General features: G+C 74.9%; 21 protein-coding genes. 6 read left to right on the top strand and 15 right to left on the bottom strand.

Annotation, left to right across the window (positions count from 1 at the left end; translation table 11 throughout):
* Positions 1-2 precede the first annotated feature (2 nt).
* Together rsgA and ACVJO7_RS15525 are read left to right on the top strand one after the other, a co-directional pair.
* Complete coding sequence (gene rsgA, locus ACVJO7_RS15530; RefSeq protein ID WP_491673465.1) at positions 3-1,016, top strand: ribosome small subunit-dependent GTPase A; 1,014 nt, start codon at positions 3-5, stop codon at positions 1,014-1,016.
* A 21-nt stretch (positions 1,017-1,037) separates the two neighbouring features.
* A complete protein-coding gene (locus ACVJO7_RS15525; protein ID WP_491673464.1) occupies positions 1,038-1,865 on the top strand; it encodes an SCO4651 family lipoprotein in 828 nt (275 codons plus the stop codon).
* 20 nt (positions 1,866-1,885) lie between these two features.
* Here ACVJO7_RS15525 and ACVJO7_RS15520 read toward each other — a convergent pair whose 3' ends face one another.
* Both ACVJO7_RS15520 and ACVJO7_RS15515 read right to left on the bottom strand, forming a co-directional pair.
* Positions 1,886-2,392, bottom strand: a complete 507-nt coding sequence (locus ACVJO7_RS15520; protein ID WP_344029630.1) for a DUF6912 family protein — start codon at positions 2,390-2,392, stop codon at positions 1,886-1,888.
* 17 nt (positions 2,393-2,409) lie between these two features.
* Positions 2,410-3,852 (bottom strand): WS/DGAT/MGAT family O-acyltransferase, encoded by a 1,443-nt coding sequence (locus ACVJO7_RS15515; RefSeq protein ID WP_491673463.1) that lies wholly within the window; start codon positions 3,850-3,852, stop codon positions 2,410-2,412.
* Here ACVJO7_RS15515 and ACVJO7_RS15510 point away from each other — a divergent pair.
* From ACVJO7_RS15510 to ACVJO7_RS15500, 3 genes are all read left to right on the top strand, one after another.
* Positions 3,851-4,681 carry a TrmH family RNA methyltransferase gene (locus ACVJO7_RS15510; RefSeq protein WP_491673462.1) on the top strand — a complete coding sequence of 277 codons (831 nt, stop codon included), beginning with the start codon at positions 3,851-3,853 and terminating at the stop codon, positions 4,679-4,681. The genes ACVJO7_RS15515 and ACVJO7_RS15510 overlap by 2 nt on opposite strands.
* 100 nt (positions 4,682-4,781) lie before the next feature.
* Entirely contained in the window at positions 4,782-6,053 is a 1,272-nt protein-coding gene (locus ACVJO7_RS15505) for an alpha-hydroxy acid oxidase (protein ID WP_491673461.1), read from the top strand.
* 19 nt (positions 6,054-6,072) lie between these two features.
* A complete protein-coding gene (locus tag ACVJO7_RS15500) occupies positions 6,073-6,357 on the top strand; it encodes an antitoxin (RefSeq protein ID WP_344029619.1) in 285 nt (94 codons plus the stop codon).
* Between the two features lie 99 nt (positions 6,358-6,456).
* Here ACVJO7_RS15500 and ACVJO7_RS15495 read toward each other — a convergent pair whose 3' ends face one another.
* From ACVJO7_RS15495 to ACVJO7_RS15480, 4 genes are read right to left on the bottom strand one after another with little or no spacing between them, the layout of a single operon-like run.
* Positions 6,457-6,861 (bottom strand): HAD-IA family hydrolase, encoded by a 405-nt coding sequence (locus ACVJO7_RS15495; protein ID WP_344029616.1) that lies wholly within the window; start codon positions 6,859-6,861, stop codon positions 6,457-6,459.
* 17 nt (positions 6,862-6,878) lie between these two features.
* Positions 6,879-7,643 carry an ABC transporter permease gene (locus ACVJO7_RS15490; protein WP_344029613.1) on the bottom strand — a complete coding sequence of 255 codons (765 nt, stop codon included), beginning with the start codon at positions 7,641-7,643 and terminating at the stop codon, positions 6,879-6,881.
* Positions 7,640-8,623, bottom strand: a complete 984-nt coding sequence (locus ACVJO7_RS15485) for an ABC transporter ATP-binding protein (RefSeq protein ID WP_344029610.1) — start codon at positions 8,621-8,623, stop codon at positions 7,640-7,642. The genes ACVJO7_RS15490 and ACVJO7_RS15485 overlap by 4 nt, the downstream gene beginning before the upstream one ends.
* Before the next feature lie 10 nt (positions 8,624-8,633).
* Positions 8,634-9,143 carry a MarR family winged helix-turn-helix transcriptional regulator gene (locus tag ACVJO7_RS15480; RefSeq protein WP_344029607.1) on the bottom strand — a complete coding sequence of 170 codons (510 nt, stop codon included), beginning with the start codon at positions 9,141-9,143 and terminating at the stop codon, positions 8,634-8,636.
* A 204-nt stretch (positions 9,144-9,347) separates the two neighbouring features.
* On the opposite strand from ACVJO7_RS15480, the gene ACVJO7_RS15475 reads away from it, so the two are divergent.
* A complete protein-coding gene (locus ACVJO7_RS15475; RefSeq protein WP_491673460.1) occupies positions 9,348-9,950 on the top strand; it encodes an Rv3235 family protein in 603 nt (200 codons plus the stop codon).
* Between the two features lie 6 nt (positions 9,951-9,956).
* Here the strand turns inward: ACVJO7_RS15475 and secA are convergent, their stop codons facing one another.
* The 9 genes from secA to ACVJO7_RS15430 all read right to left on the bottom strand — a co-directional run.
* A complete protein-coding gene (gene secA, locus ACVJO7_RS15470) occupies positions 9,957-12,845 on the bottom strand; it encodes a preprotein translocase subunit SecA (protein WP_344029601.1) in 2,889 nt (962 codons plus the stop codon).
* A gap of 208 nt (positions 12,846-13,053) precedes the next feature.
* Positions 13,054-13,713, bottom strand: coding sequence for a ribosome hibernation-promoting factor, HPF/YfiA family (gene hpf, locus ACVJO7_RS15465; RefSeq protein WP_491673459.1), 660 nt, complete (start codon positions 13,711-13,713; stop codon positions 13,054-13,056).
* Between the two features lie 334 nt (positions 13,714-14,047).
* Positions 14,048-14,758 carry a ComF family protein gene (locus ACVJO7_RS15460; RefSeq protein WP_491673458.1) on the bottom strand — a complete coding sequence of 237 codons (711 nt, stop codon included), beginning with the start codon at positions 14,756-14,758 and terminating at the stop codon, positions 14,048-14,050.
* A 149-nt stretch (positions 14,759-14,907) separates the two neighbouring features.
* Positions 14,908-16,638 carry an LpqB family beta-propeller domain-containing protein gene (locus tag ACVJO7_RS15455; protein WP_491673457.1) on the bottom strand — a complete coding sequence of 577 codons (1,731 nt, stop codon included), beginning with the start codon at positions 16,636-16,638 and terminating at the stop codon, positions 14,908-14,910.
* Entirely contained in the window at positions 16,635-18,440 is a 1,806-nt protein-coding gene (mtrB, locus tag ACVJO7_RS15450) for an MtrAB system histidine kinase MtrB (protein ID WP_491673456.1), read from the bottom strand. Before mtrB ends, ACVJO7_RS15455 begins: the two co-directional genes overlap by 4 nt.
* Before the next feature lie 22 nt (positions 18,441-18,462).
* The gene (gene mtrA / locus ACVJO7_RS15445) at positions 18,463-19,140 is read right to left on the bottom strand and encodes an MtrAB system response regulator MtrA (RefSeq protein WP_344029587.1); all 678 of its coding nucleotides are present in this window, start codon (positions 19,138-19,140) and stop codon (positions 18,463-18,465) included.
* Positions 19,141-19,187: 47 nt separating this feature from the next.
* Entirely contained in the window at positions 19,188-19,892 is a 705-nt protein-coding gene (locus ACVJO7_RS15440) for a dTMP kinase (RefSeq protein WP_491673455.1), read from the bottom strand.
* Positions 19,893-19,903: 11 nt separating this feature from the next.
* Entirely contained in the window at positions 19,904-20,383 is a 480-nt protein-coding gene (locus ACVJO7_RS15435; RefSeq protein ID WP_344029581.1) for an NUDIX domain-containing protein, read from the bottom strand.
* Positions 20,384-20,462: 79 nt separating this feature from the next.
* Positions 20,463-20,556, bottom strand: a 94-nt coding sequence (locus ACVJO7_RS15430) for an adenosylhomocysteinase (RefSeq protein ID WP_491671942.1), incomplete at its 5' end; no start/stop codon positions are given.

Raw genomic sequence — 20,556 nt, 5'->3', positions numbered from 1 at the left:
GGGTGCCCAGCCACGACCGGCTCGACGAGTCCGACGTCCGGGTCCGCCCGGGCCGGCGCGGGTCCCGCCCGCGCAGCAAGCGGCGCCCCGCGCACGCCGACGCGTCCCGGGCGATGGTCACCGCGGTCGACCGCGGCCGCTGGACGTGTGCCCCGGACTCCGATCCGGAGCGGCCGCCGGTGGTCGCGATGCGGGCCCGCGAGCTGGGCCGCACGCCGGTCGTCGTCGGGGACCGGGTGGACCTGGTCGGGGACCTGTCCGGGGAGCCGGACACGCTCGCCCGGATCGTGCGGGTCGCCGACCGGGACACGGTGCTGCGCCGCACCGCCGACGACAACGACCCCTACGAGCGGGTCGTCGTCGCGAACGCGCAGCGGTTGATCGTCGTCACCGCGGTGGCCGATCCGCCGCCGCGCACCGGGTTCGTCGACCGCTGCCTGGTCGCCGCCTACGCCGGCGGGCTGGAGCCGGTGCTGTGCCTGACCAAGTCCGATCTGACCGATCCGGAGCCGTTCGCCGCGCAGTACCGCGAGCTCGGGGTGCCGCTGGTCGTCACCGGACGGTCCGCGGACGGCCCGCCGGCCGGCCTGGAGGACCTGCGGTCCGCGCTGACCGGTCGGTTGTGCGCGCTGGTCGGGCACTCCGGCGTCGGCAAGTCCACCCTGGTGAACGCGATGGTCCCGGCCGCCGACCAGGCCATCGGCCGGGTGTCCGGGGTCGGCAAGGGGCGGCACACCACCACCGCGGCGCTGGCCTTCCCGCACGCCGACGGCTGGGTCGTCGACACGCCGGGGATCCGCTCGTTCGGGCTGGCGCACGTCGGGCCGGACGACGTGGTCGCCGCGTTCGGCGACCTCGCCGCGGCGATCGACGACTGCCCGCGCGGCTGCGGGCACCTCGGGCCGCCCGCCGATCCGGAGTGCGCACTGGACGACCTGGTCGCCGCCGGATCGCTCGGCGGAGGCAGACTCGACGCGTTGCGCCGCATCCTCGTGGCGCTGCTCGACCAGGGCTGATGATCAGGGGGCGGAGGCGACGTGCCGGAACGGCGAGCGGCACTGTTGCTCGGCGCCGTCATGCTCGGCGTCGCGCTGCTCACCGGAGGGCTGACCGGGTGCGCCTGGCCCGGCTCGACGGGCTCCACCCCGCCGCCGGCCACCGGCAGCACACTGCCGAAGTACTACGACCCGGCGCCGCTGATCGCCGACGTCGGTGCCCGCACCCGGTCCGACGGCGGCGCCGCGCTGGCCGTCGCCGGGACCCTGACCGACCGGGCCGGGCCGGTCCCGGTCACCGGCGAGGGCGCGGTCCGCTTCGCCCCGGAGGGCGGTGCGCCCGCGGTGCGCCTGGACCTGCGGTCCGGGCCGGAGGGCGCCCCGCCCGGCACCACCGGCGTCGTCCGGATCGGCGAGCGCACCTGGCTGCACCCGCAGGGCGCCGCGGACTGGGTGGAGCCCGGGATCGGGCCGATCGCGCCGGAGCAGGTCGCGGACGCCACCCTCGCCGCGAACGTCGCCGCCGGCGCCGATCCGCTGGCCGCGATCGCCCGCTACCCGGAGGCGGTGCTGGTCGCCGACGCCCGGGACACCGACGTCGACGGTGTCCCCGTCGTGCACTACACCCTGGTCGTCGACCTGGTCCGGGCGATCGCGGTGGAGACCGAGCCGGACCTCCTCGCGGCGCTCACCGCGCAGCAGCAGGCCGGGGTGACCCGGATCAGCACCGAGATCTGGCTGGACGCCGACCGGCGCCCGCTGCGGGCGCGGCTGCGCCAGCAGCTGCCCGACGCCGGCACCCTGGACCTGCTGCTGCGCTACCGCGACTGGGGCAGCCCGATCACGATCGAGCCACCGGTGCGGGGCTGAGCGCCGGTCGCCGGCGCGGATCAGCCCAGCTCGACCAGGAACGGCAGCTCGGACCCGTCGTACCAGGCGAGCTCGAAGTCCTCCGCCTCACCGACCAGGAACTCGGCGTCCAGGTCGCCGAGATCGGCCTTGTCGACCGCACCCGCGGCCTCGCGGACGGCGTGCTCGGCCTCCGGAAGGTCGACGTGCACGGCGGCGATCTTCGCCACCGGGACCGGGCCGGTCACCCGGACCGCGCCGTCGTCGAGATCGGGCCGCAAGGTGACGTCGTCGGTGTCGGCGGCGACGACCACCCGGCGCGGCGGGGTGCCGTCCTCGCCGAGCCCGAACTCGACGGCGAGCAGCCGCAGCGACGCCCGCGCGGCCTCGCTGAGCGCGGCGTACTCCAGCTCCTCGTCGTCGCCGGTCACGTAGGACTCGCGCAGCTTCGGGGTCAGCGCGAACCCGGTCCCGCCGAGCGGCTCGAAGGTGCCGGTGGACACGGTCCGGGCCAGCATCGGCCAGGTCGCGGGGAGGTAGATCCGCACGGGTGGGTCCTTTCTCGCTACTGCCGCAGGGTGTCGAGGAGCTCCTCGAGCGACTCGTTCACCATCCCGGCGAGCACGTCGATGTCCCCCATCGCGTCCCGGTCGCCGTTGAGTCCGTAGTAGACGCCGCCGTCGTAGCTGGTGAGCCCGATGGAGACGGCCTGGCCCTTGGCCAGCGGCACCACCGGGAACATCTCCAGCATCCGGGCACCGGCCGCGTACAGCGGGAACTGCGGGCCGGGGACGTTCGTGACGACCAGGTTGAAGAAGTGCCGGGACATGCCGCTGGCGGCGCGCGCCCCGACCGCGTGCAGGGTCGGCGGGGCGAACCCGCCGATCCGGACGAGCGTGTCCGCGCCGACGGCGTCGCCGGTGTCGGTGTGCTCGCGCATCTGGTGGGTCACCTGGTGCAGCCGCACCAGCGGGCTCGGCTCGCCCACCGGGAGGTCCACCAGGAACGACGCCACCCGGTTGCCCAGCGAGCCGCCGGTCGCCGAGCTGGGCACGTCGCCCTCCCCGCGCACCGACAGCGGGACCAGCGCCCGCACCGACGACGACCCGCCGACCGGCTCGCCGCGCGACATCAGCCAGGTGCGCAGCGCGCCCGAGATCACGGCCAGCACGACGTCGTTCACGTCGCAGCCGTAGGCGGCCCGCACCTTGCGGTAGTCCTCCAGGTCGGTGCGGGCCAGCGCGAACCGCCGCTGGGTGGAGATCTCGGCGTTCAGCGGGAGCCCCGGCGCGCGGCGGCCCGCCGTGCGCGCCATCGTCAGCACCTTGCCGGCGGCCCGGCCGAGCTTGCCGACGGTGGCCAGCGCGTCCCCGGTGGCCGCCCGGACGTTGTCCACGATCTCGGTCGGCCGGGTGACGGCCTCGCCGATCGCGTCCAGCACCAGCTGGCCGTCGCTCGGCTCCGGCCGCGGCATCCACAGCTCGTCCGGCGTCTCGCGGGGCTCGGCGGAGACGTCCAGGATCACCTGTCCGATGTCGATCGCGGAGATCCCGTCGACCATCGCCTGGTGGGTCTTGGTGAGGATCGCGACCCGGCCGTCCTTCCCGCTGCCGCGGCCGGTCGAGGCCGGCGCGAGGCCCTCGATCAGGTACATCTCCCACAGTGGCCGCGAGTGGTCCAGCGGCCGGGACATCAGCCGCCCGACCAGGTCGGTGAGCTGGTCCTCGCTGCCCGGCCGGGGCAGCGCGGAGCGCCGCACGTGGTAGGCGATGTCGAACTCGGGATCGTCCACCCAGACCGGCCGGGCGAGGTTGCCGGGCACGTGCCGGACCTTCTGCCGGAACCGGGGCACCAGCGCCAGCCGCTGCTCGATCAGCTCGACCAGCCGGTCGTAGTCCAGGCCGTCACGCGGGCGGTCGAACACCGAGACGCCGCCGACGTGCATCGGCGTGGTCGCCTCCTCGATGTAGAGGAAGGAGGCGTCGAGTGCGGAGAGCCGGGACGGCATGGTCGAGATCCTACGTGCGCGTGGGACTCTGGCCGTCGTGACCGACCCCGTCCCGTCCACCCCGTCCGAGTCCGCCGCGCCGGCCGTGTCGCCGAAGGACCGGTTCATCACCGTCTACGGCCGCAAACCGGTCCTCGAGGCGCTCGCCGACGACGGTCTGGCGGTGGACAAGGTGATCCTCGCCGACTCGGTCCGCGGCGGCGGGGAGCGCGAGATCACCGCCGCCGCGCGCCGGCGCGGGGTGCCGGTGCAGCGGGCGTCGGCACAGCGGGTGAAGGTGCTCGCCGGCAACGGCCGGCACGACCAGGGCGTGCTCGCCGACGTCGTCGCCCCGCGGATGGCACCGCTCGGCGTGTTCCTGTCCGATCTCGGCACCAGGCGGCCGGCGTCGGTGCTGGTGCTCGACGCCGTCACGAACCCGTCGAACGTCGGCATGCTGCTGCGCAGCGCGACCGCCGCCGGGCTGGACGGCGTGCTGCTCCCCCGGCGCGGGGTGCCCGCGATCGACCCGCTGGTGATCAAGGCGTCGGCCGGGGTGGCGTTCTCCGCGCCGGTGCTGCGCTGCGCCACCGCCGCCGAGGGCGTCGACCTGATGCACGGCGCCGGGTTCTCGGTGTTCGGGCTGGACGCGGGCGGCGGGTCGCTGCTCGACGCCGACCTGCCGCCCCGGGTGGCGCTCGTGCTCGGCAACGAGACCGACGGCCTCACCGACGCCGTCCGGGAGCGCTGCGACGGCATCCTGTCGCTGCCCATGTTCGGCGGTGTGGAGTCGCTGAACGTGGCCTCGGCCGGGGCGGTCGCGGCCTACGAGCTGCTGCGCCGCCGCTGACCGGGACCGGTCGTCGACCAGGCGATCAGGCCGCAGCCCGGCAGCGCCCGGGCCAGGGCGTCCCGCCCGGTTCCCGGCCCGGGTACCTACCCTGGCGTCCATGGTCCGCCGTCGCATCCCGCGCCCGTCCGAGCTCGCGCCGCTGCTGCGCCCCGCGCCCGTCACCCTGGACCGCACCGCGGCCCGGCTGGCCCGCGCGGCGAGCATCGGTGACCTGCGGCTGCTCGCCCGCAGACGGGCGCCGCGGGCGGTGTTCGACTACACCGACGGCGCCGCCGAGGACGAGATCGGCCTGCGCCGCGCCCGCGACGCGTGGGCTTCGGTCGAGTTCAGGCCGAGCGTGCTGCGCGACGTGTCGCGGGTCGACACCGGGACCGACGTCCTAGGCGGCCGCTCGGCGCTGCCGTTCGCGCTGGCCCCGACCGGCTTCACCCGGATGATGCACACCGCGGGCGAGCGGGCGGTCGCCGCCGTCGCGGCCCGGTCCGGGATCCCGTACACGCTGTCCACCATGGGTTCGACGACGATCGAGGACGTCGCCCGGGCCGGCGCCGGCGGCCGCAACTGGTTCCAGCTCTACCTGTGGCGGGACCGGTCGTTCGCGCACGACCTGGTCGCCCGGGCGGCGGCGGCCGGCTACGACACGCTGATGCTGACCGTCGACACCCCGGTCGGAGGCAACCGGCGCCGCGACGTCCGCAACGGCCTGTCCATCCCGCCCGCCCTGTCGCTGCGGACCTTCCTCGACGGCGCCCGGCACCCGCGGTGGTGGTTCGACCTGCTCACCACCGAGCCGCTGGCCTTCGAGAGCCTCGCCTCGGGCGGCGGATCCCCGTTCGAGGTGATCAACCGGGTGTTCGACCCGGCCCTGACGATGGACGACGTGGCCTGGCTGCGCGAGACCTGGCCGGGCAAGCTGGTGGTCAAGGGCGTCCAGTCGGTGGCCGACGCGCGCCGGGTGGCCGACGCGGGCGCGGACGGCGTGCTGCTGTCCAACCACGGCGGCCGGCAGCTGGACCGGGCGCCGGTCCCGGCCGAGCTGATCGAGCCGGTCGTCCAGGAGCTCGGGGACGACGCCGAGGTGCTGGTCGACACCGGGATCATGCACGGCGGTGACGCGGTCGCCGCCGTCGCGCTCGGGGCGCGGGCGGCGCTGGTCGGCCGGGCCTACCTGTACGGGCTGATGGCCGGCGGCGAGGCCGGGGTGGCCCGGGCGGTGGAGATCCTGCGCGGCGAGGTCGAGCGCACGATGCAGCTGCTCGGGGTGACCCGGGTGGCGGACCTCCGGCCGGAGCACGCGCGGCTCCGTTCGTCGATCGTGGACGCTGCTCACCCGAACGGGGTACGTGCCGAGGGTGCGCCGGGAGCCTGAGCGCGCGACCATGGCCGGCATGGGTTTCCTGGACAAGGCCAAGGACCTGCTCGGCAAGCACGACGACAAGGTCGACCAGGCGCTGAACAAGGCCGGGGACGCGGCCAAGAAGAAGTTCGCCGGCAACGAGCAGCACATCGACACCGCGACGAAGTTCGCCCGCGAGCGGACCGGTAGCGGCGACACGACCGCGCAGCAGGGTCAGCAGCAGCCGGGCCAGGCCCCGCCGCCGCAGGGCCAGCAGCAGCCCGGCCAGGCGCCGCCGCCGCAGGGCGGCCAGCAGCCGCCGCCCCCGCAGCAGTGATCCGGGCCGGTCACATCGGCCCGTAGCGGGACCGGCCCGGCAGCAGCCGGGCCGACCATCGAGGCGCCGTCCGCGAGCAGCGGGCGGCGCCTCCGCACGTCACGACCCGGCGTCGACGCCCAGCAGGATCTCCAGCTCGGCGAGCGTCGCGTCGGCGCTCACGTGCTGCACCCCGACCGCCCCGGCCGCCGCCGCGCCGCGCACGCAGACGCCCATGTCATCGACGACCACGCAGTCCGCCGGGTCCAGGCCGATCGCGGCGGCCGCCGCGGCGAAGGCGTCCGGGCTGGGCTTGCGGGCCCCGCGGACCGCCCCGAGCAGCACCGTGCCGAAGGCGTCGGCGCAGCCGTCGGGCACCGCGTGCGCCCCGGAGAACAGGGCCGTCCGGATCCCGCCGTCGGCGGCCCGGCGGGCGTAGGCGAGCAGCCGCGGGCCGCCCTCCGGATCGTCGAGGACACCGCCGTAGTCGACGATCAGGCCGCGCAGCGTGCGTGGTTCCGGCACGCCGCCGACGGTACCCGTCAGTCGAGGGCGCGGCGGAGGAACCCGCGGATCCCGAGCAGCGTGAACAGCACGATCGCGAGCACCGGCACCAGCACGCAGATCCACATCGGGATGTGCGGGACGTGCGGCACCAGCGCCGCCCGGAGCCCCTCGCTGACGTAGGTCAGCGGGTTCAGCGCCGAGAGCACCTGGAACCAGCGCAGGTCGGCCAGGGTCAGCCACGGGTACTGCACGGAGCCGGTGAACAGCAGCGGCGTGAAGATCACCGCGAACAGGATGTTGATCCGCCGCGGCGGCACCGCGGTCCCGATGGTGAGGCCCATGGCGGCGCCGAGCAGCGATCCCAGCACCACCATCAGCAGCGCCATCGGGAGCCCGGCGGCCGGCCAGGACACGTCCACCATCAGCAGCCCGATCGGCACCATCAGCAGGCTGGCCAGCAACCCGCGCAGGCCGGCGAAGACGATCTTCTCGACGGCCACCGCCCACACCGGCATCGGCGCCAGCAGCCGGTCGTCGATCTCCCGGGTCCACGACAGCTCGAACACCAGTGGCAGCGTGACGCTCTGCAGCGCCCCGAACAGCGCGTTCAGCGCGATCAGCCCGGGCAGCATGATCTCGCCGTAGCCCTCGGCGACGAACCCGCCGCGGCCCAGCACGACCACGAAGACCAGCAGGAAGAAGAACGGCTGCACCAGCACCTGGGCGAGGAAGGAGGGCAGTTCCTTCCCGGTGACGAAGATGTCGCGGCGCAGCACCGCGAGGAAGGCGCGCCGGCTCACCGCAGGTCCCGTCCGGTCAGGTCGATGAAGACGTCCTCCAGGGTGGCGGAGCCCAGCCGCACGTCCCGCGCCGCCGCGCCGTGCCTGCCGAGCAGGTCGACGACCGGCGCGAGCAGCGTCGCCGGGTCGCCGACCACCGACAGGCGCAGCGCGACGGTGCCCTCGACGTCGTCGGCCCGCCCGGGCGGGCTCTCCACCCGGGCCACGTCGGCCAGCCCGGACAGCGCGGCCCGCAGCTGCTCGGTCCCCGCCGGGCCCGGCTCCGCGACGATCTCGATGCTCCCGCTGCCGGGCAGCGAGCGGACCAGCGCGTCCGGGGTGTCGAGGGCCAGCAGCCTGCCGTGGTCGACGATCCCGATCCGGTGCGAGAGCTTCTGCGCCTCGTCCATGTCGTGGGTGGTCAGCACCACGGTGATGCCCTCGTCCCGCAGGCCGAGCACATAGTCGTGCACGAACAGCCGGGCCTGCGGGTCCAGGCCGGTCGAGGGCTCGTCGAGGAAGAGCACCTCGGGCTTGTGCATGAGCGCCCTGGCGATCATGATCCGCTGCGCCTGGCCGCCGGAGAGATCGTCGGCGACCGCCTTCGCCCGGTCGGCCAGCCCCATCCGTTCCAGCAGCTCGTCGGCCCGCCGGTTGCGCTCGGCGCGGCCGACGCCGTGGTACGCGGCGTGGAAGACCAGGTTGTCGCGGACGCCGAGCGAGCGGTCCAGGTTCTGCCGCTGCGGCACCACCGCGAGCTTCGCGCAGACGGCGACCGAGTCGCGCAGCACGTCCAGCCCGGCCACCCGTGCGGTCCCCGACGTCGGCACCACCCGGGTCGTGAGGACGCCCACGGTGGTGGTCTTGCCGGCCCCGTTCGGGCCGAGCAGCCCGAAGATCTCACCCTCGGCGACCTCGAAGGACAGGCCGTCGACCGCGTTGCGGTCCGACTTCGGATAGCGTTTCACCAGGTCGACGACCTCGACCGCGGCCCGTCCCATCACGTCTCCCTCAGCGCGTCTGCCCGCGGTGATCCTGCTCCAGCGCCACGATCACCGCGAGCAGATACTCGCGGATGGCCCCGGCGTGTGCGCGCGGGGGATCCGGGACGCGCCGCCGGCGGTCCGCGGACCGGGCGGCGACCAGCCGGCCGCGACCGGCGTCGGTGATGACGACGCGGCGGACCCGCCGGTCCCCGCCGACCGCCGCGCGGGCCGCGAGACCGTCCTCCTCCAGCGCGTCGAGCACCGGGGTGAGCGTGGTCGGGCCGACCCGGACGCGGGCCGCCAGCTCGCGCTGGACGAGCCCGTCCGTCCCGTCGAGCACCTGCAGCACCGCGAGCCCGGTCCGCGACAGGCCGTGCTCCGCGGCCCGGCGGCGCCGGTGCTCCGACACCCCGGCGCCGGCGCGGACCAGCAGATCGGCGACCGTGTCCGGCCCGCCGGGACCCGGGCGCGGGCCGGTGGCCGGGTCGCTCGGCTCGGCGGGCCGGGACGGGCGGGGACGCGGCTGCTCGGGCATCGCGGCAGGGTAGGCCGCGGCCGGCGGCCGCGGGCCCGATCGCGATCGCCTGCCTGCGCCTGCGAACGATCCGCCGGCGGGCGCGGACCGTACGCCGTGCGGACCCGGACGGTACGGACCCCGACGGTGTCGCCACCGGACGGTGTCGGGACGAATCCGGGCCGATCGGACCGGGCCGCGCCGTGCACGGCGCACGCTCGTCCGGTGACCACGTCCAGCCCCGCGGCCGGCCCGCTGCCCGCCACCCCGGCGGGCCGGCAGCCCGGGGACCGGTACCGCGTGCTGGTCGCCCGGACGCCGGAGGAGGTGCCGCCGGAGCTCCCACCCGGCCTGGTCGTCGTCCTCCCGGGCGGAATCCGGATGTACTCGGGGGCGACGCCGCCCCCGGACCGCGCCGAACCGCCGCGCGCGGAGGTCCGGCCGCCCGAGATCACCGTCCCGGACGCCGATCGGACCCGGGCCCGGGCGGCCGAGCTGGTGCGGCTGGTCCGCGAGGTGCTCACCGGACGCCGGCCGGCCGGCCAGCTCGCCGGTCTCACCGCGCCGCCGGTGCTGCGCTACATCCGGGCGGCCCGTCCGGCACCGCACCGCGGCCGCCCGGGCGGGTGGGCGCGGGCGCCGGGCTGCGGCGCGGCCCCGGGCGCGCAGCGCCGCGTCCACCCGGTGCACGTGGACCAGCCGCACCCGGACGCCGCGGAGATCTGCACGACCCTCCCGCTCGCCGGCCGGAACCGGGCGCTGATCCTGCGGATCGACCGGGCGGGCGGCGACGACCCGTGGGTCGTCACCGCCGCCCGGCTGCTGTGACCGCGGTCAGCGGCGCCTGCGGTTCGCCTTCTCCGCGCGACGGCGTTCGGCACGGTTGACGCCGCCGTCGCCCGCACCGTTGCCGGTCGGCGCGTTCTGCGGCGCGGCGTTCTGCGCGGGAGCGTTGCGGGGCACCGGGTTCCGGGGTGCGGCCGCGCGGTAGCGGCCGGTCCGGCCACCGGGCGCGGGCGCCGCGCCCTCTCCCCGCCGGGCGACCCCGCCGTCCTCGCCGGGACCGCTGTACTGCAGGTTCTGCGGCGGGGTGGTGCGGAACAGGTTTGGCAGGACGACGGTGCTCTCGCTCGGGTCCTCCGCGGGGGCGCGGCGGATCACCGGGATCTCGGTCGTCTCGGGCTCGGCCTCCTGGACCGGCGCCGCAGGCTGCTGCACCTGGACGACGACGTTGAACAGGTGCCCGATCGTCTCCTCCTTGATGCCCTCGAGCATCGCGGTGAACATGTCGTAGCCCTCGCGCTGGTACTCGATCACCGGGTCGCGCTGGGCCATCGCGCGCAGCCCGATGCCCTCCTTGAGGTAGTCCATCTCGTAGAGGTGCTCGCGCCACTTGCGGTCGATGACCTGCATCAGCACCTGGCGCTCGAGCTCGCGCATCCCGCCCTGCGCGCCGATCAGTGCGTCGATCTCGGCCTCGCGCCGGGCGTAGGCCTGCTCTGCGTCGGCGAGGATCTGCTTCTCCAGGTCCTCCGCGGTGAGATCGTCGAGGTCGTCGGCGAGCGAGCTCGGGTCGATCGACACCGGGTAGAGGCCGCGCAGCGCGGTCCAGAGCTTCTCCAGGTCCCAGTCCTCGGCGTAGCCCTCGGCGGTCGCCCCGGCGACGTAGCCGTGGATCACGTCCTCGAGCATGTTCCGGGTCTGGCGCTGCACGTCCTCGCCGTCGAGCACCCGCCGGCGCTCGTCGTAGATGACCTTGCGCTGCTTGTTGAGGACCTCGTCGTACTTGAGGACGTTCTTCCGGATCTCGAAGTTCTGCTGCTCGACCTGCGTCTGCGCGCTCCGGATGGCGCGGGTGACCATCTTGGCCTCGATCGGCACGTCGTCCGGCAGGTTGAACCGGTTCATGATCGACTCGACCACGTGCCCGTTGAACCGGCGCATCAGCTCGTCGCCGAGCGAGAGGTAGAACCGCGACTCGCCCGGGTCGCCCTGCCGGCCGGAGCGGCCGCGCAGCTGGTTGTCGATCCGGCGCGACTCGTGCCGCTCGGTGCCCAGCACGTAGAGCCCGCCCGCCGCGCGGACCTCGTCGGCCTCCGCCCGGACCTGCTTGCGCATCCGGTCCAGGACGGCGTCCCAGGCGGCCTCGTACTCCTCGCGGGTCTCGACCGGGTCGAGCCCCTGCCCGCGCAGCTCCAGGTCCGCCAGGAACTCCGGGTTGCCGCCGAGCATGATGTCGGTGCCTCGACCGGCCATGTTCGTCGCGACGGTGACGGCGCCGGCGTGCCCGGCCTGGGCGATGATCGCCGCCTCCCGCGCGTGGTTCTTCGCGTTCAGCACCTCGTGCGGCACGGAGCGCCGCAGGAGCAGCTTGGCGAGGTACTCGGACTTCTCGACGCTGGTGGTACCGATCAGGACCGGCTGGCCGTTCGCGTGCTTCTCCGCGATGTCGTCGGCGACGGCCTCGAACTTCGCGGCCTCCGTCTTGTAGATCAGGTCCGGCTGGTCGGCGCGCACCCGCGGCTTGTTCGGCGGGATGGACACCACCGACATCTTGTAGATCTCGTGCAGCTCGGCGGCCTCGGTCTGGGCCGTACCGGTCATGCCGGAGATCTTGTCGTAGAGCCGGAAGAAGTTCTGCAGCGTGATCGTCGCCAGGGTCTGGTTCTCCGGCTTGATCTCGACGCCTTCCTTGGCCTCGATCGCCTGGTGCATGCCCTCGTTGTAGCGGCGCCCGGCGAGCACCCGGCCGGTGAACTCGTCGACGATCAGGACCTCACCGTTCGCGACGATGTAGTCCTTGTCCTTCTTGAACAGCTCCTTCACCTTGACGGCGTTGTTCAGGTAGCCGACCAGCGGGGTGTTCGCGGACTCGTAGAGGTTGTCGATGCCGAGCTGGTCCTCGATCAGCGCGACACCCTCCTCGGTGATGCCGACGGTGCGCTTGCGCTCGTCGACCTCGTAGTGGATGTCCTTGGACAGCATCGGCGCCAGCCGGGCGAACTCCTGGTACCAGCGGGCGCTCTGCTCGGCCGGGCCGGAGATGATCAGCGGGGTCCGCGCCTCGTCGATCAGGATCGAGTCCGCCTCGTCGACGATCGCGAAGTTGTGGCCGCGCTGCACCATGTCGGCGACGTTCCACGCCATGTTGTCGCGCAGGTAGTCGAAGCCGAACTCGTTGTTCGTGCCGTAGGTGATGTCCTGCGCGTACTGCTCGCGGCGCTGGACCGGGGTCATCTCGGAGAGGATCACGCCGACGGTCAGGCCGAGCCAGCGGTGGATCCGGCCCATGGTCTCGGAGTCGCGCTTGGCGAGGTAGTCGTTCGTGGTGACGACGTGCACGCCCTTGCCCTCGAGGGCATTGAGGTAGACGGCCAGGGTCGAGGTCAGGGTCTTGCCCTCACCGGTGCCCATCTCGGCCACGTTGCCCAGGTGCAGTGCGCCGGCACCCATCAGCTGCACCGTGAACGGCCGCTGGCCCAGGGTCCGCTGCGCCGCCTCGCGGACCGTCGCGAACGCCTCGGGCAGCAGGTCGTCGAGGGTCTCGTCGCCGGCGAGCCGCTGCCGGAACTCGTCGGTCTTCGCGCGCAGCTGCGCGTCGGTGAGGCCCTCGAACTCGGGCTCCAGGCCGTCGATGTGCGCGGCGATCTTGCCGAGCCGCTTCACCAGCTTGGTCTCGCCGGCCCGCAGGAGTCGACTCAGGAAGGGCACTGCCGACCTCATTCACGTTCGCGGTCAGGACACGGGACGGGTGTCACTCACCGGACGAGGTCACACCGCCCCGAAACCCATGGTACGGGCCCGCCGTCGCGGGTCCCGCGCCGCTTCGGCGAGGCCCCGCGCGCCGCGACCGGCGGCGGCGAACGGGGCACGGGACGGCACCGCCGGGCGCGGGTGCCGCCGCGGACGGCCGGGCACCCGCGCCGAGCGGTCAGCCGCCGAGCCTGATCACTCCGTAGTCGTAGCCGCGACGCCGGTAGACCACCGAGGCGTGCCCGGAGTCGGTGTCGGCGAACAGGTAGAAGTCGTGTCCGACGAGCTCCATCCGGGACAGTGCCTCGTCGACCGTCATCGGGTCGGCCTGGTGGGTCTTCTCGCGCACGATGCGGCCGGGCATGTACTCCGCCGCCCACTGCTCCTCGAGCTGCTCGAGCTCGGCACCGGGAAGGGACTCGTCGTGCGAGCGGGGCGCGGGGATGGTGTCGGTGGCGGGCGGTGCCGCCTCCATCAGCGCGACGGCGGAGGCGTTCGCGGCGACCCGCGAGGCGTGCACGCGGTCGCGCCGGCTGGGCTTGCGACGGTCGTGCGAACGGCGGAGTCGCTCGGCGAGCTTGCCGACGGCCATGTCGAGGGCTGCGTAGAAGTCGGGCGCCGACGCCTCGGCGCGGGCCACGGCACCGCAGCCGCCGCGGCCGGTGATCTCGACACGCTGGCAGGACTTCTGCTGTCGGCGGTTCGGCTCGTGGAAGAGCTCCACCTCCATTCCGACGATCTTGTGATCGTGCCGCTCCAGGCGGGTCAGCTTCTCCTCGACCAGACCGCGGAAGTGGTCCGGTACCTGCACGTTCCGGCCGGTGACGACGATTTCCACTCGGACATCCCTCGCTTCGCCTCGTGCTGAACCCGGGACTCGACGACGGCCCCGGGGGGTGGGCTATCGGTCGTTCCTCCTGGTGTGCTATCGGGTCGGAGTTCATCGGACGTTATCGGGAAATCCGCCGACGGGACAGGCCGCTCGTCGACCCGGAAGCGGGACGTTCGGCCCGCTGCCGATCCCGTTCTGCGACCGGCACGCGGCAACCGGGTGATACCCGACCGTCACTTCCTGCACTCACCGGCGGGTCGTCGGATGCGGCACTCCCCGGCCATCGGAGGCGGCCGTCCGGACGCGCCCCCGACCCGCCGGACGGATGTGACGGCGGTCACTAACTTCGGCCGGGCGTCGTGGCGTCGGCCAGCAGCACCGAGCCGACCGGTTCGCAGCCCAGCCCGCGCAGGGCCCGCCGGCACGCCCGCAGGGTCGCCCCGGTTGTCACCACGTCGTCGACCAGCACCACCGGTGCACCGGGGTCCGGCGGCGGCCGCCGCCCGCGGCCGGCCGGGTACAGCGCGGCGGCCAGGTTCGCCGCCCGGGCCGCCCCGTCCAGGCCGACCGAGTCCCGGGCCCGGCGGTCGAGCGCGAGCAGCGGGACGGTGCTCGCCGGCAGGCCGGCGGCCGTGAGCCGTGGCTCCAGCGCCCGGCACAGCCGCAGCACGTGGTCGCCGCCGCGGGCCCGGGCCGCCGCCGGGCGGGACGGGACGGGCACCAGCCGGATGCGGGGTGGCGCCCGCCCTGCCGCCACCGGCAGCACGACCGCGAGCGGGGCCACCAGCAACCCGGCCAGGTCCGCCGCGAGATCGCGGCGGCCGCGCTCCTTGTAGGCCAGCACCGCGCGGCGCAGCGGCCCGTGGTAGCGCCCGGCCACGGCGACCCGGCCGGCGCCGGGCACGCCGACCGACCACGGGCCCGCGGTGCTCTCCGCGCACCACGGGCACCAGCCGCCGCTGCCGGGCGGCCCGGCACCGCAGCCACCGCAGGTCCGCGGGAACAGCAGGTCGAGCAGCGACGCCAGGGGTGAGAGGGCCGGAGCGGTCATGCCGGGGATGCTGCCCGACGCCGGCCGCCGGGAGCCCCGGACCGGGCCCCGGAGCCCGGAGTTGTCCACAAGTGCCGGATCTGTCCACAGGCGGCGAACCGGCCCGGTCACCGGCCACCCCCCGGTGCAGGCTTGTCCCCGGCGCCGGTTCAGCCCGGGTAGAAGGGCCGGGCAGCGGTGGAGGCACCCACCGTCTGCCGCCACGCGTCGAGGTCACCGCCGGTGTAGCTCCACAGGCCGGTCCGGTCGGTGACGTAGATCGGCCGCCCGGGAGCGGCGGCCACCGCACGCAACGGGGAGGTGAGGTTGGTGCCCGGTACTGGGTCCAGCGTCAGGCCGTCGATCGTCACGAGTGCGACCGGGCGGTCGGAATCGGCTGCCACGGCGAGCTGCTCGCTCGACCGCCAGTCCACGGCGACGACGTCCTGCAGCTCGTTCGGGCGCAGCTCGCGCAGCGGCCCGATCGCGGCCTCGCCGCCCTCGCCGGGCACCACCGGGCCGACCAGGGCCGTGCCGCCCGCGACGACCGCGATCCGGCCGCCCTCCCGGGAGTGCGCCACGTCGGCGATCTCGCCGAGCCCGTCCAGCCGCCGGGTGTCCAGCGGCGCCTCGGCGGGCGGCCCGGTCGCCGGGACCAGGACCCGGTGCAGCCGGCCGTCGGCGACCGCCCAGATCTCGTCGCCGGCGCCGTTCCAGCTGAGCGAGGTCACCTCGGCACCGGAGACCGGGGTCGCGGTCAGCTCACCCGCCATCGGGCCGGTCAGCAGCCGGTGCGTCCCGGTCTCCTCCCGGGAGACGACGGCGATCCCGTCACCGCGCGCCGAGGCGGCCGCCTCGACCACGTCGAACGAGCCGTTGCCCGCCTGTCCCGGTACCGGGGTGTCCTGGCCGCCGTCGGCCAGCTGCCGGACCCGCCCGCCGTCGACCACCAGCGGGAACGCCGGGAGCCGGTCGGGCGCGGCCACCAGGCCGGCGACGTCGTCCCGGGTGATCTCGGGCTGCTCGGGCAGCAGCGGCTCGCCGTCGGAGAGCACCCGCACCCGCGGCACGCTGACCTCGGCCAGGGTGAGGGCGACCTGGGCGGCGAGCAGCCGGCGGTCGGCCACCGACAGCCCGGACACACCGGTCAGATCGACGACGCTCACCCCGTCCGGCGACTCGGCGACGGCCGAGCGCAGCCGGGCGGTCGCCGGGAACATCGTCACGGCCGCACCGGCCAGCCCCGCCGAGGGCCCGCCGAGCAGCACCTCTGTCGCGCGGGAGGCCAGCTGGATCGGCCGGGTACTGGGGATGTAATGGGTATCGGACATCAGCGTGCCGCGCTGCGGATCGGCGAACCACGCGCGCAGCGAGCGGTAGTTCGTCCGGAAGTCCGACAGCCGGACCATGACCCCCGGCGGGGGCCGGTCGATCCGCCAGTGGTCCTCCTGCCGGACGACCCCGATGTCGATCTCGACGGGTCCGGTGGCCGTCTCGAACGCACCCGAGGGGCTGACCGTGCCGAGCCGGGTACCGCGCAGCCGCACCACCGCCCGGTCCCCGCCGTGCTCGGCGCTGTCCGGTGCGAACACGGTGTCGAAGCGCTCGGTGAGCACGGTCAGCGAGGCGCCGTCGTCCCAGTCGGCGGCCGAGGCGGCGAGGTAGCGGCGGGCGGAGGCGTGCCGGTCGTCCGGCCGCCCGGAGGCGTAGACGAACTCGCGGACCAGGCCGAGCGGGTCGGCGTCCTCGATCGGGCCGTCCGGCACGGCCGCCCCGTTGTCCCCGGTCTGCCGCAGCACCTGCACCGAGGAGTGGTCGGGCACGCTCGCACATCCCGCGAGCACGACCAGGCAGATGAGCATCCCCAGCCCGCCGGCGAACCGGTGCAGCACCCCGCTCACCGCTGCACCCCCGGGTCGGTGATCGCCCGTTCCGCGGGCAGCACCGGGGCGGGCTCGTCGGCGCGCAGCGCGCGGACCTCGTCCTCGCGCGCCGGCCGGGTCTCCTCGCGGCGGCTGACGACGCCGCGGGGCGGGGTCGGCACCGAGGTGCCGGGGCGGCCGTCCCGGCGGTGCTGGGTGTCGTCGTCACCCGACGGCGGGCCGAGCGGCAGCGGAGAGGCGGAGATGTGACCGCCCACGAGGCGGGGCAGGGTCAGCCGGAAGGCCGATCCGTTGCCGGGCTCGCCCCACGCCTGCAGCCAGCCGCCGTGCAGCCGGGCGTCCTCGATGCTGATCGACAGGCCCAGGCCGGTGCCGCCGCTGCGCCGCGCCCGGGACTCCTCGGCCCGCCAGAACCGGTTGAACACCAGGTCCGCCTCGCCGGGCCGCAGGCCGACGCCGTGGTCGCGCACCAGCACCGCCACCGACGCGGGGTCGCCCGCCATCGTCACCTCCACCGGCATGCCCTCGCCGTGGTCGATCGCGTTCGCCACCAGGTTCCGCACGATGCGCTCGACCCGCCGCGGATCGGCCTCGACGTACTCGCCGGACGGCAGGTCGAGCACCAGCTCGGTGCCGGCGTCGGCGGCCAGGCCACGGACGGCGCCGACGGCGCGCCGCACCACCGCGGACAGGTCGATCTGCTCGGCGCCCAGCTCGGCGACGCCGGCGTCCAGCCGGGAGATCTCCAGCAGGTCGGCGAGCAGCTCCTCGAACCGGTCCAGCTCGGTCACCAGCAGCTCGGAGCTGCGGCGCAGGGCCGGGAGCAGCTCGTCGCGGGAGGCGTAGAGCACGTCGGCGGCCATCCGGACCGTGGTCAGCGGGGTGCGCAGCTCGTGGCTCACGTCCGAGGTGAACCGGCGCTGCAGCGCACCGAACTCCTCCAGCTGCGCGATCTGGGCGGCGAGGCTGCCCGCCATCTCGTTGTAGGACTCGGCGAGCCGCGCCACCTCGTCCTCGCCCCGCGCGGCCATCCGCTCGTCGAGATGGCCGCCCGCGAACCGCTCCGCCACGTCGGCGGCCTCCCGGATCGGCCGCACCACCTGCCTCGTCACGAGGCTGGCGATCGCCGCGAGCAGCACCAGCAGCACCAGCCCGCCCACGATCAGCGTGCTCTGCACCAGGTTGAGCGTCAGCCGCTCCCCCTCCAGCGGGAAGAGCAGATAGAACTGGAGGTCACGGCCCGCGGTGGAGACCGGCTGCCCGATCACCAGGGTCGGCACGCCGTCGACGGTCGTGTACTGGCGGCTCACGCCGCCCTCGGCGACGGTGGCCCGCTGCTCCGGGGTGACCTCGTCCACCGGGCCGGAGGAGACCTCGGGACCGTTGCCGATCCCGCTGGTCAGGGCCGCCCGGAACTCACCGGCGGTGGACGTGCCGGGCGAGGCGTCCTCGGTGTTGGTCAGCCGCTGCAGCGCCGCGTTGAGGATCTCCTGCGCGCCCTCCCGGTCCGGGTCGACACCGGAGAGCTCGCCCTCGAGCACCACCCGGCCGGTCTCGGCCTGGATGAGCGCACCGTTGACCTTGCTCTGCAGCAGCCGCTCGGCGATCTCGCTCTGCAGCACCAGGCCCAGCACCAGCACCACCGCCGAGGACAGCGCGAGCGTCGACACCACGACCCGCAGCTGCAGCGACCGCCGCCAGGACGCGGCGACCAGCGCGCCGAGCTCGTGCGCCTGGGCCCGCAGCGGGGCGAGCCCCCGGACCAGGCGCCCGACGCCCGGCAGCCGGCCGAGCCGGCGCCGGATCCCGAGCCGGCTCATCGCGGGCGCACCGGCTCCGCCATCACGGCGGCCCGGCCTTGTACCCCACCCCACGGACGGTCAGGACCACCTCGGGGCGCTCCGGGTCGCGCTCCACCTTGGACCGCAGCCGCTGCACGTGCACGTTCACCAGCCGGGTGTCGGCGGCGTGCCGGTAGCCCCAGACCTGCTCGAGCAGGACCTCGCGGGTGAACACCTGGCGCGGCTTGCGGGCGAGCGCGACCAGCAGGTCGAACTCCAGCGGGGTGAGCGCGATCGGCCGGCCGGCCCGGGTCACCTGGTGCGCGGGCACGTCGATGTCGATCTCGCCGATGGACAGCTGCTCGGCGGGCTCGGACTCGTTGCGCCGCACCCGGGCCCGGATCCGGGCGACGAGCTCCTTGGGCTTGAACGGCTTGATGACGTAGTCGTCGGCACCCGACTCCAGCCCCAGCACGACGTCGACCGTGTCACTCTTGGCGGTGAGCATCACGATCGGGATGCCGAACTCCGCCCGGATGGCCCGGCAGACGTCGATGCCGTTCATGCCCGGCAGCATCAGGTCGAGCAGGATCACGTCCGGTTGCGAGTCCCGGACGGCGGGCAGCGCCCGGGTGCCGTCGGAGACGACCGCGGTCTCGAACCCCTCGCCCCGCAGCACGATGGTGAGCATCTCGGCCAGGGCCGGGTCGTCGTCGACCACCAGCACGCGCGACTTCATGCGTCCCAATATCCCACCCCGGCTCCGGAGGGCGACCGGGGAGGGCCCTACCCGCGGCCGGCGAGCACCTGCCGGGCCAGCGCGGCGACCCCGGCAGCGCCGTCGGCTCCGGCAGCGTTGTCGGCTCCGGCAGCGTTGTCGGCTCCGGCAGCGCCGTCGGCTCCCACGACCGTCCACGGGCTCAGCCAGCTCGCGGCGGCGAGCTGCCGGTAGACCACGTCGGTGCGGGCCTGCAGCCCGTCGTCGCTCTCGTAGGCGTCCCGCGCCCGGCCCGGCTCGGCGAGCTCCCGGGCGCGGGCCCGCCCGGCGGCCACCTCGCGCGGCGGGGCGAGCAGCAGCTGGTGGTCGGGCACCGGGATGCCGAACCGCTGCACCTCCAGCTCGCGCACCCAGCCGACGATCTCGCCGGCGGCGTCCTGCCCCAGCCGGGCGGCGTTGTAGGCGGCGTTCGAGGCGACGTACCGGTCGACCAGCAGCACGTCGTGCGCGTCGAGGTCGGCGCGCAGCCCGGGGGCGGCGGCGCGCCGGTCGAGCGCGAAGAGCACCGCCATCGCGTGCACCGACGACGCCAGGTCGCCCATCCGGCCGTAGAGCGCGTCGCGGGCCAGCTCGGCGTGCACGTCGTCGTCGTAGCGGGGGAAGGCGGTGGTGTGCACGGACGCACCGGCCGCGACCAGCTCGGCGGTCAGCCGCGCGGCGAGGGTGCGCTTGCCGGCACCGTCGAGTCCCTCGATGACCACCAGCCGTCCCACGGGCGCAGAGCCTAACCGGTGCCGAGCAGCCGGACCCGCGGCCAGCTCGTCGCGAAGCCGGGGTGCAGGGCCAGCTCGTCGAACCGGTCGGTGCGCACCCAGCGCAGCTCGGTGCTCTCCCGCCCGCGCACCGCCACCGGCGGCGCGGACGGCGCCCGGACCACGACGGTCGTGTAGCTCCAGCCGCCGTGGTCGTCGACGAACTCGTCGAGCAGCCGCACCGCCGCGGTGTCCAGCGAGCTCTCCTCGGCGGCCTCGCGCAGCGCGGCCGCCCGGGCGGGCTCGCCGCGGTCCCGGGCGCCGCCGGGGATCCCCCAGGTGTCGCCGTGGTGGCTCCAGGACGCGCGGTGCTGCAGCAGCACCCGGTCCACGCCGGGCGGGTCGGTGTCGTCGCGGTGCCGGACGAGCAGGCCCGCCGCGCCGAACAGGCCCCAGTGCCGGTGGCCCGCGGCGCAGTGCACCCAGCCGTCCCCGGAACCGATCTCGATCATCGTCACCGATCCTGTACACGCGCCGGCGGCGCGATGGCCGTCGAGGCCACCGCGCCGCCGGTCGGGAGAGCGGACCTGCTCAGTAGCGGTAGTGCTCGGGCTTGTACGGGCCCTCGACGTCGACGCCGATGTACTCGGCCTGGTCCTTGGACAGCTTCGTCAGCTCCCCGCCC

Source organism: Pseudonocardia sp. DxW (assembly GCF_058448985.1).
The sequence above is the reverse complement of the archived record's forward strand: the minus strand, read 5'-3'. Positions and strand labels throughout refer to the sequence as shown.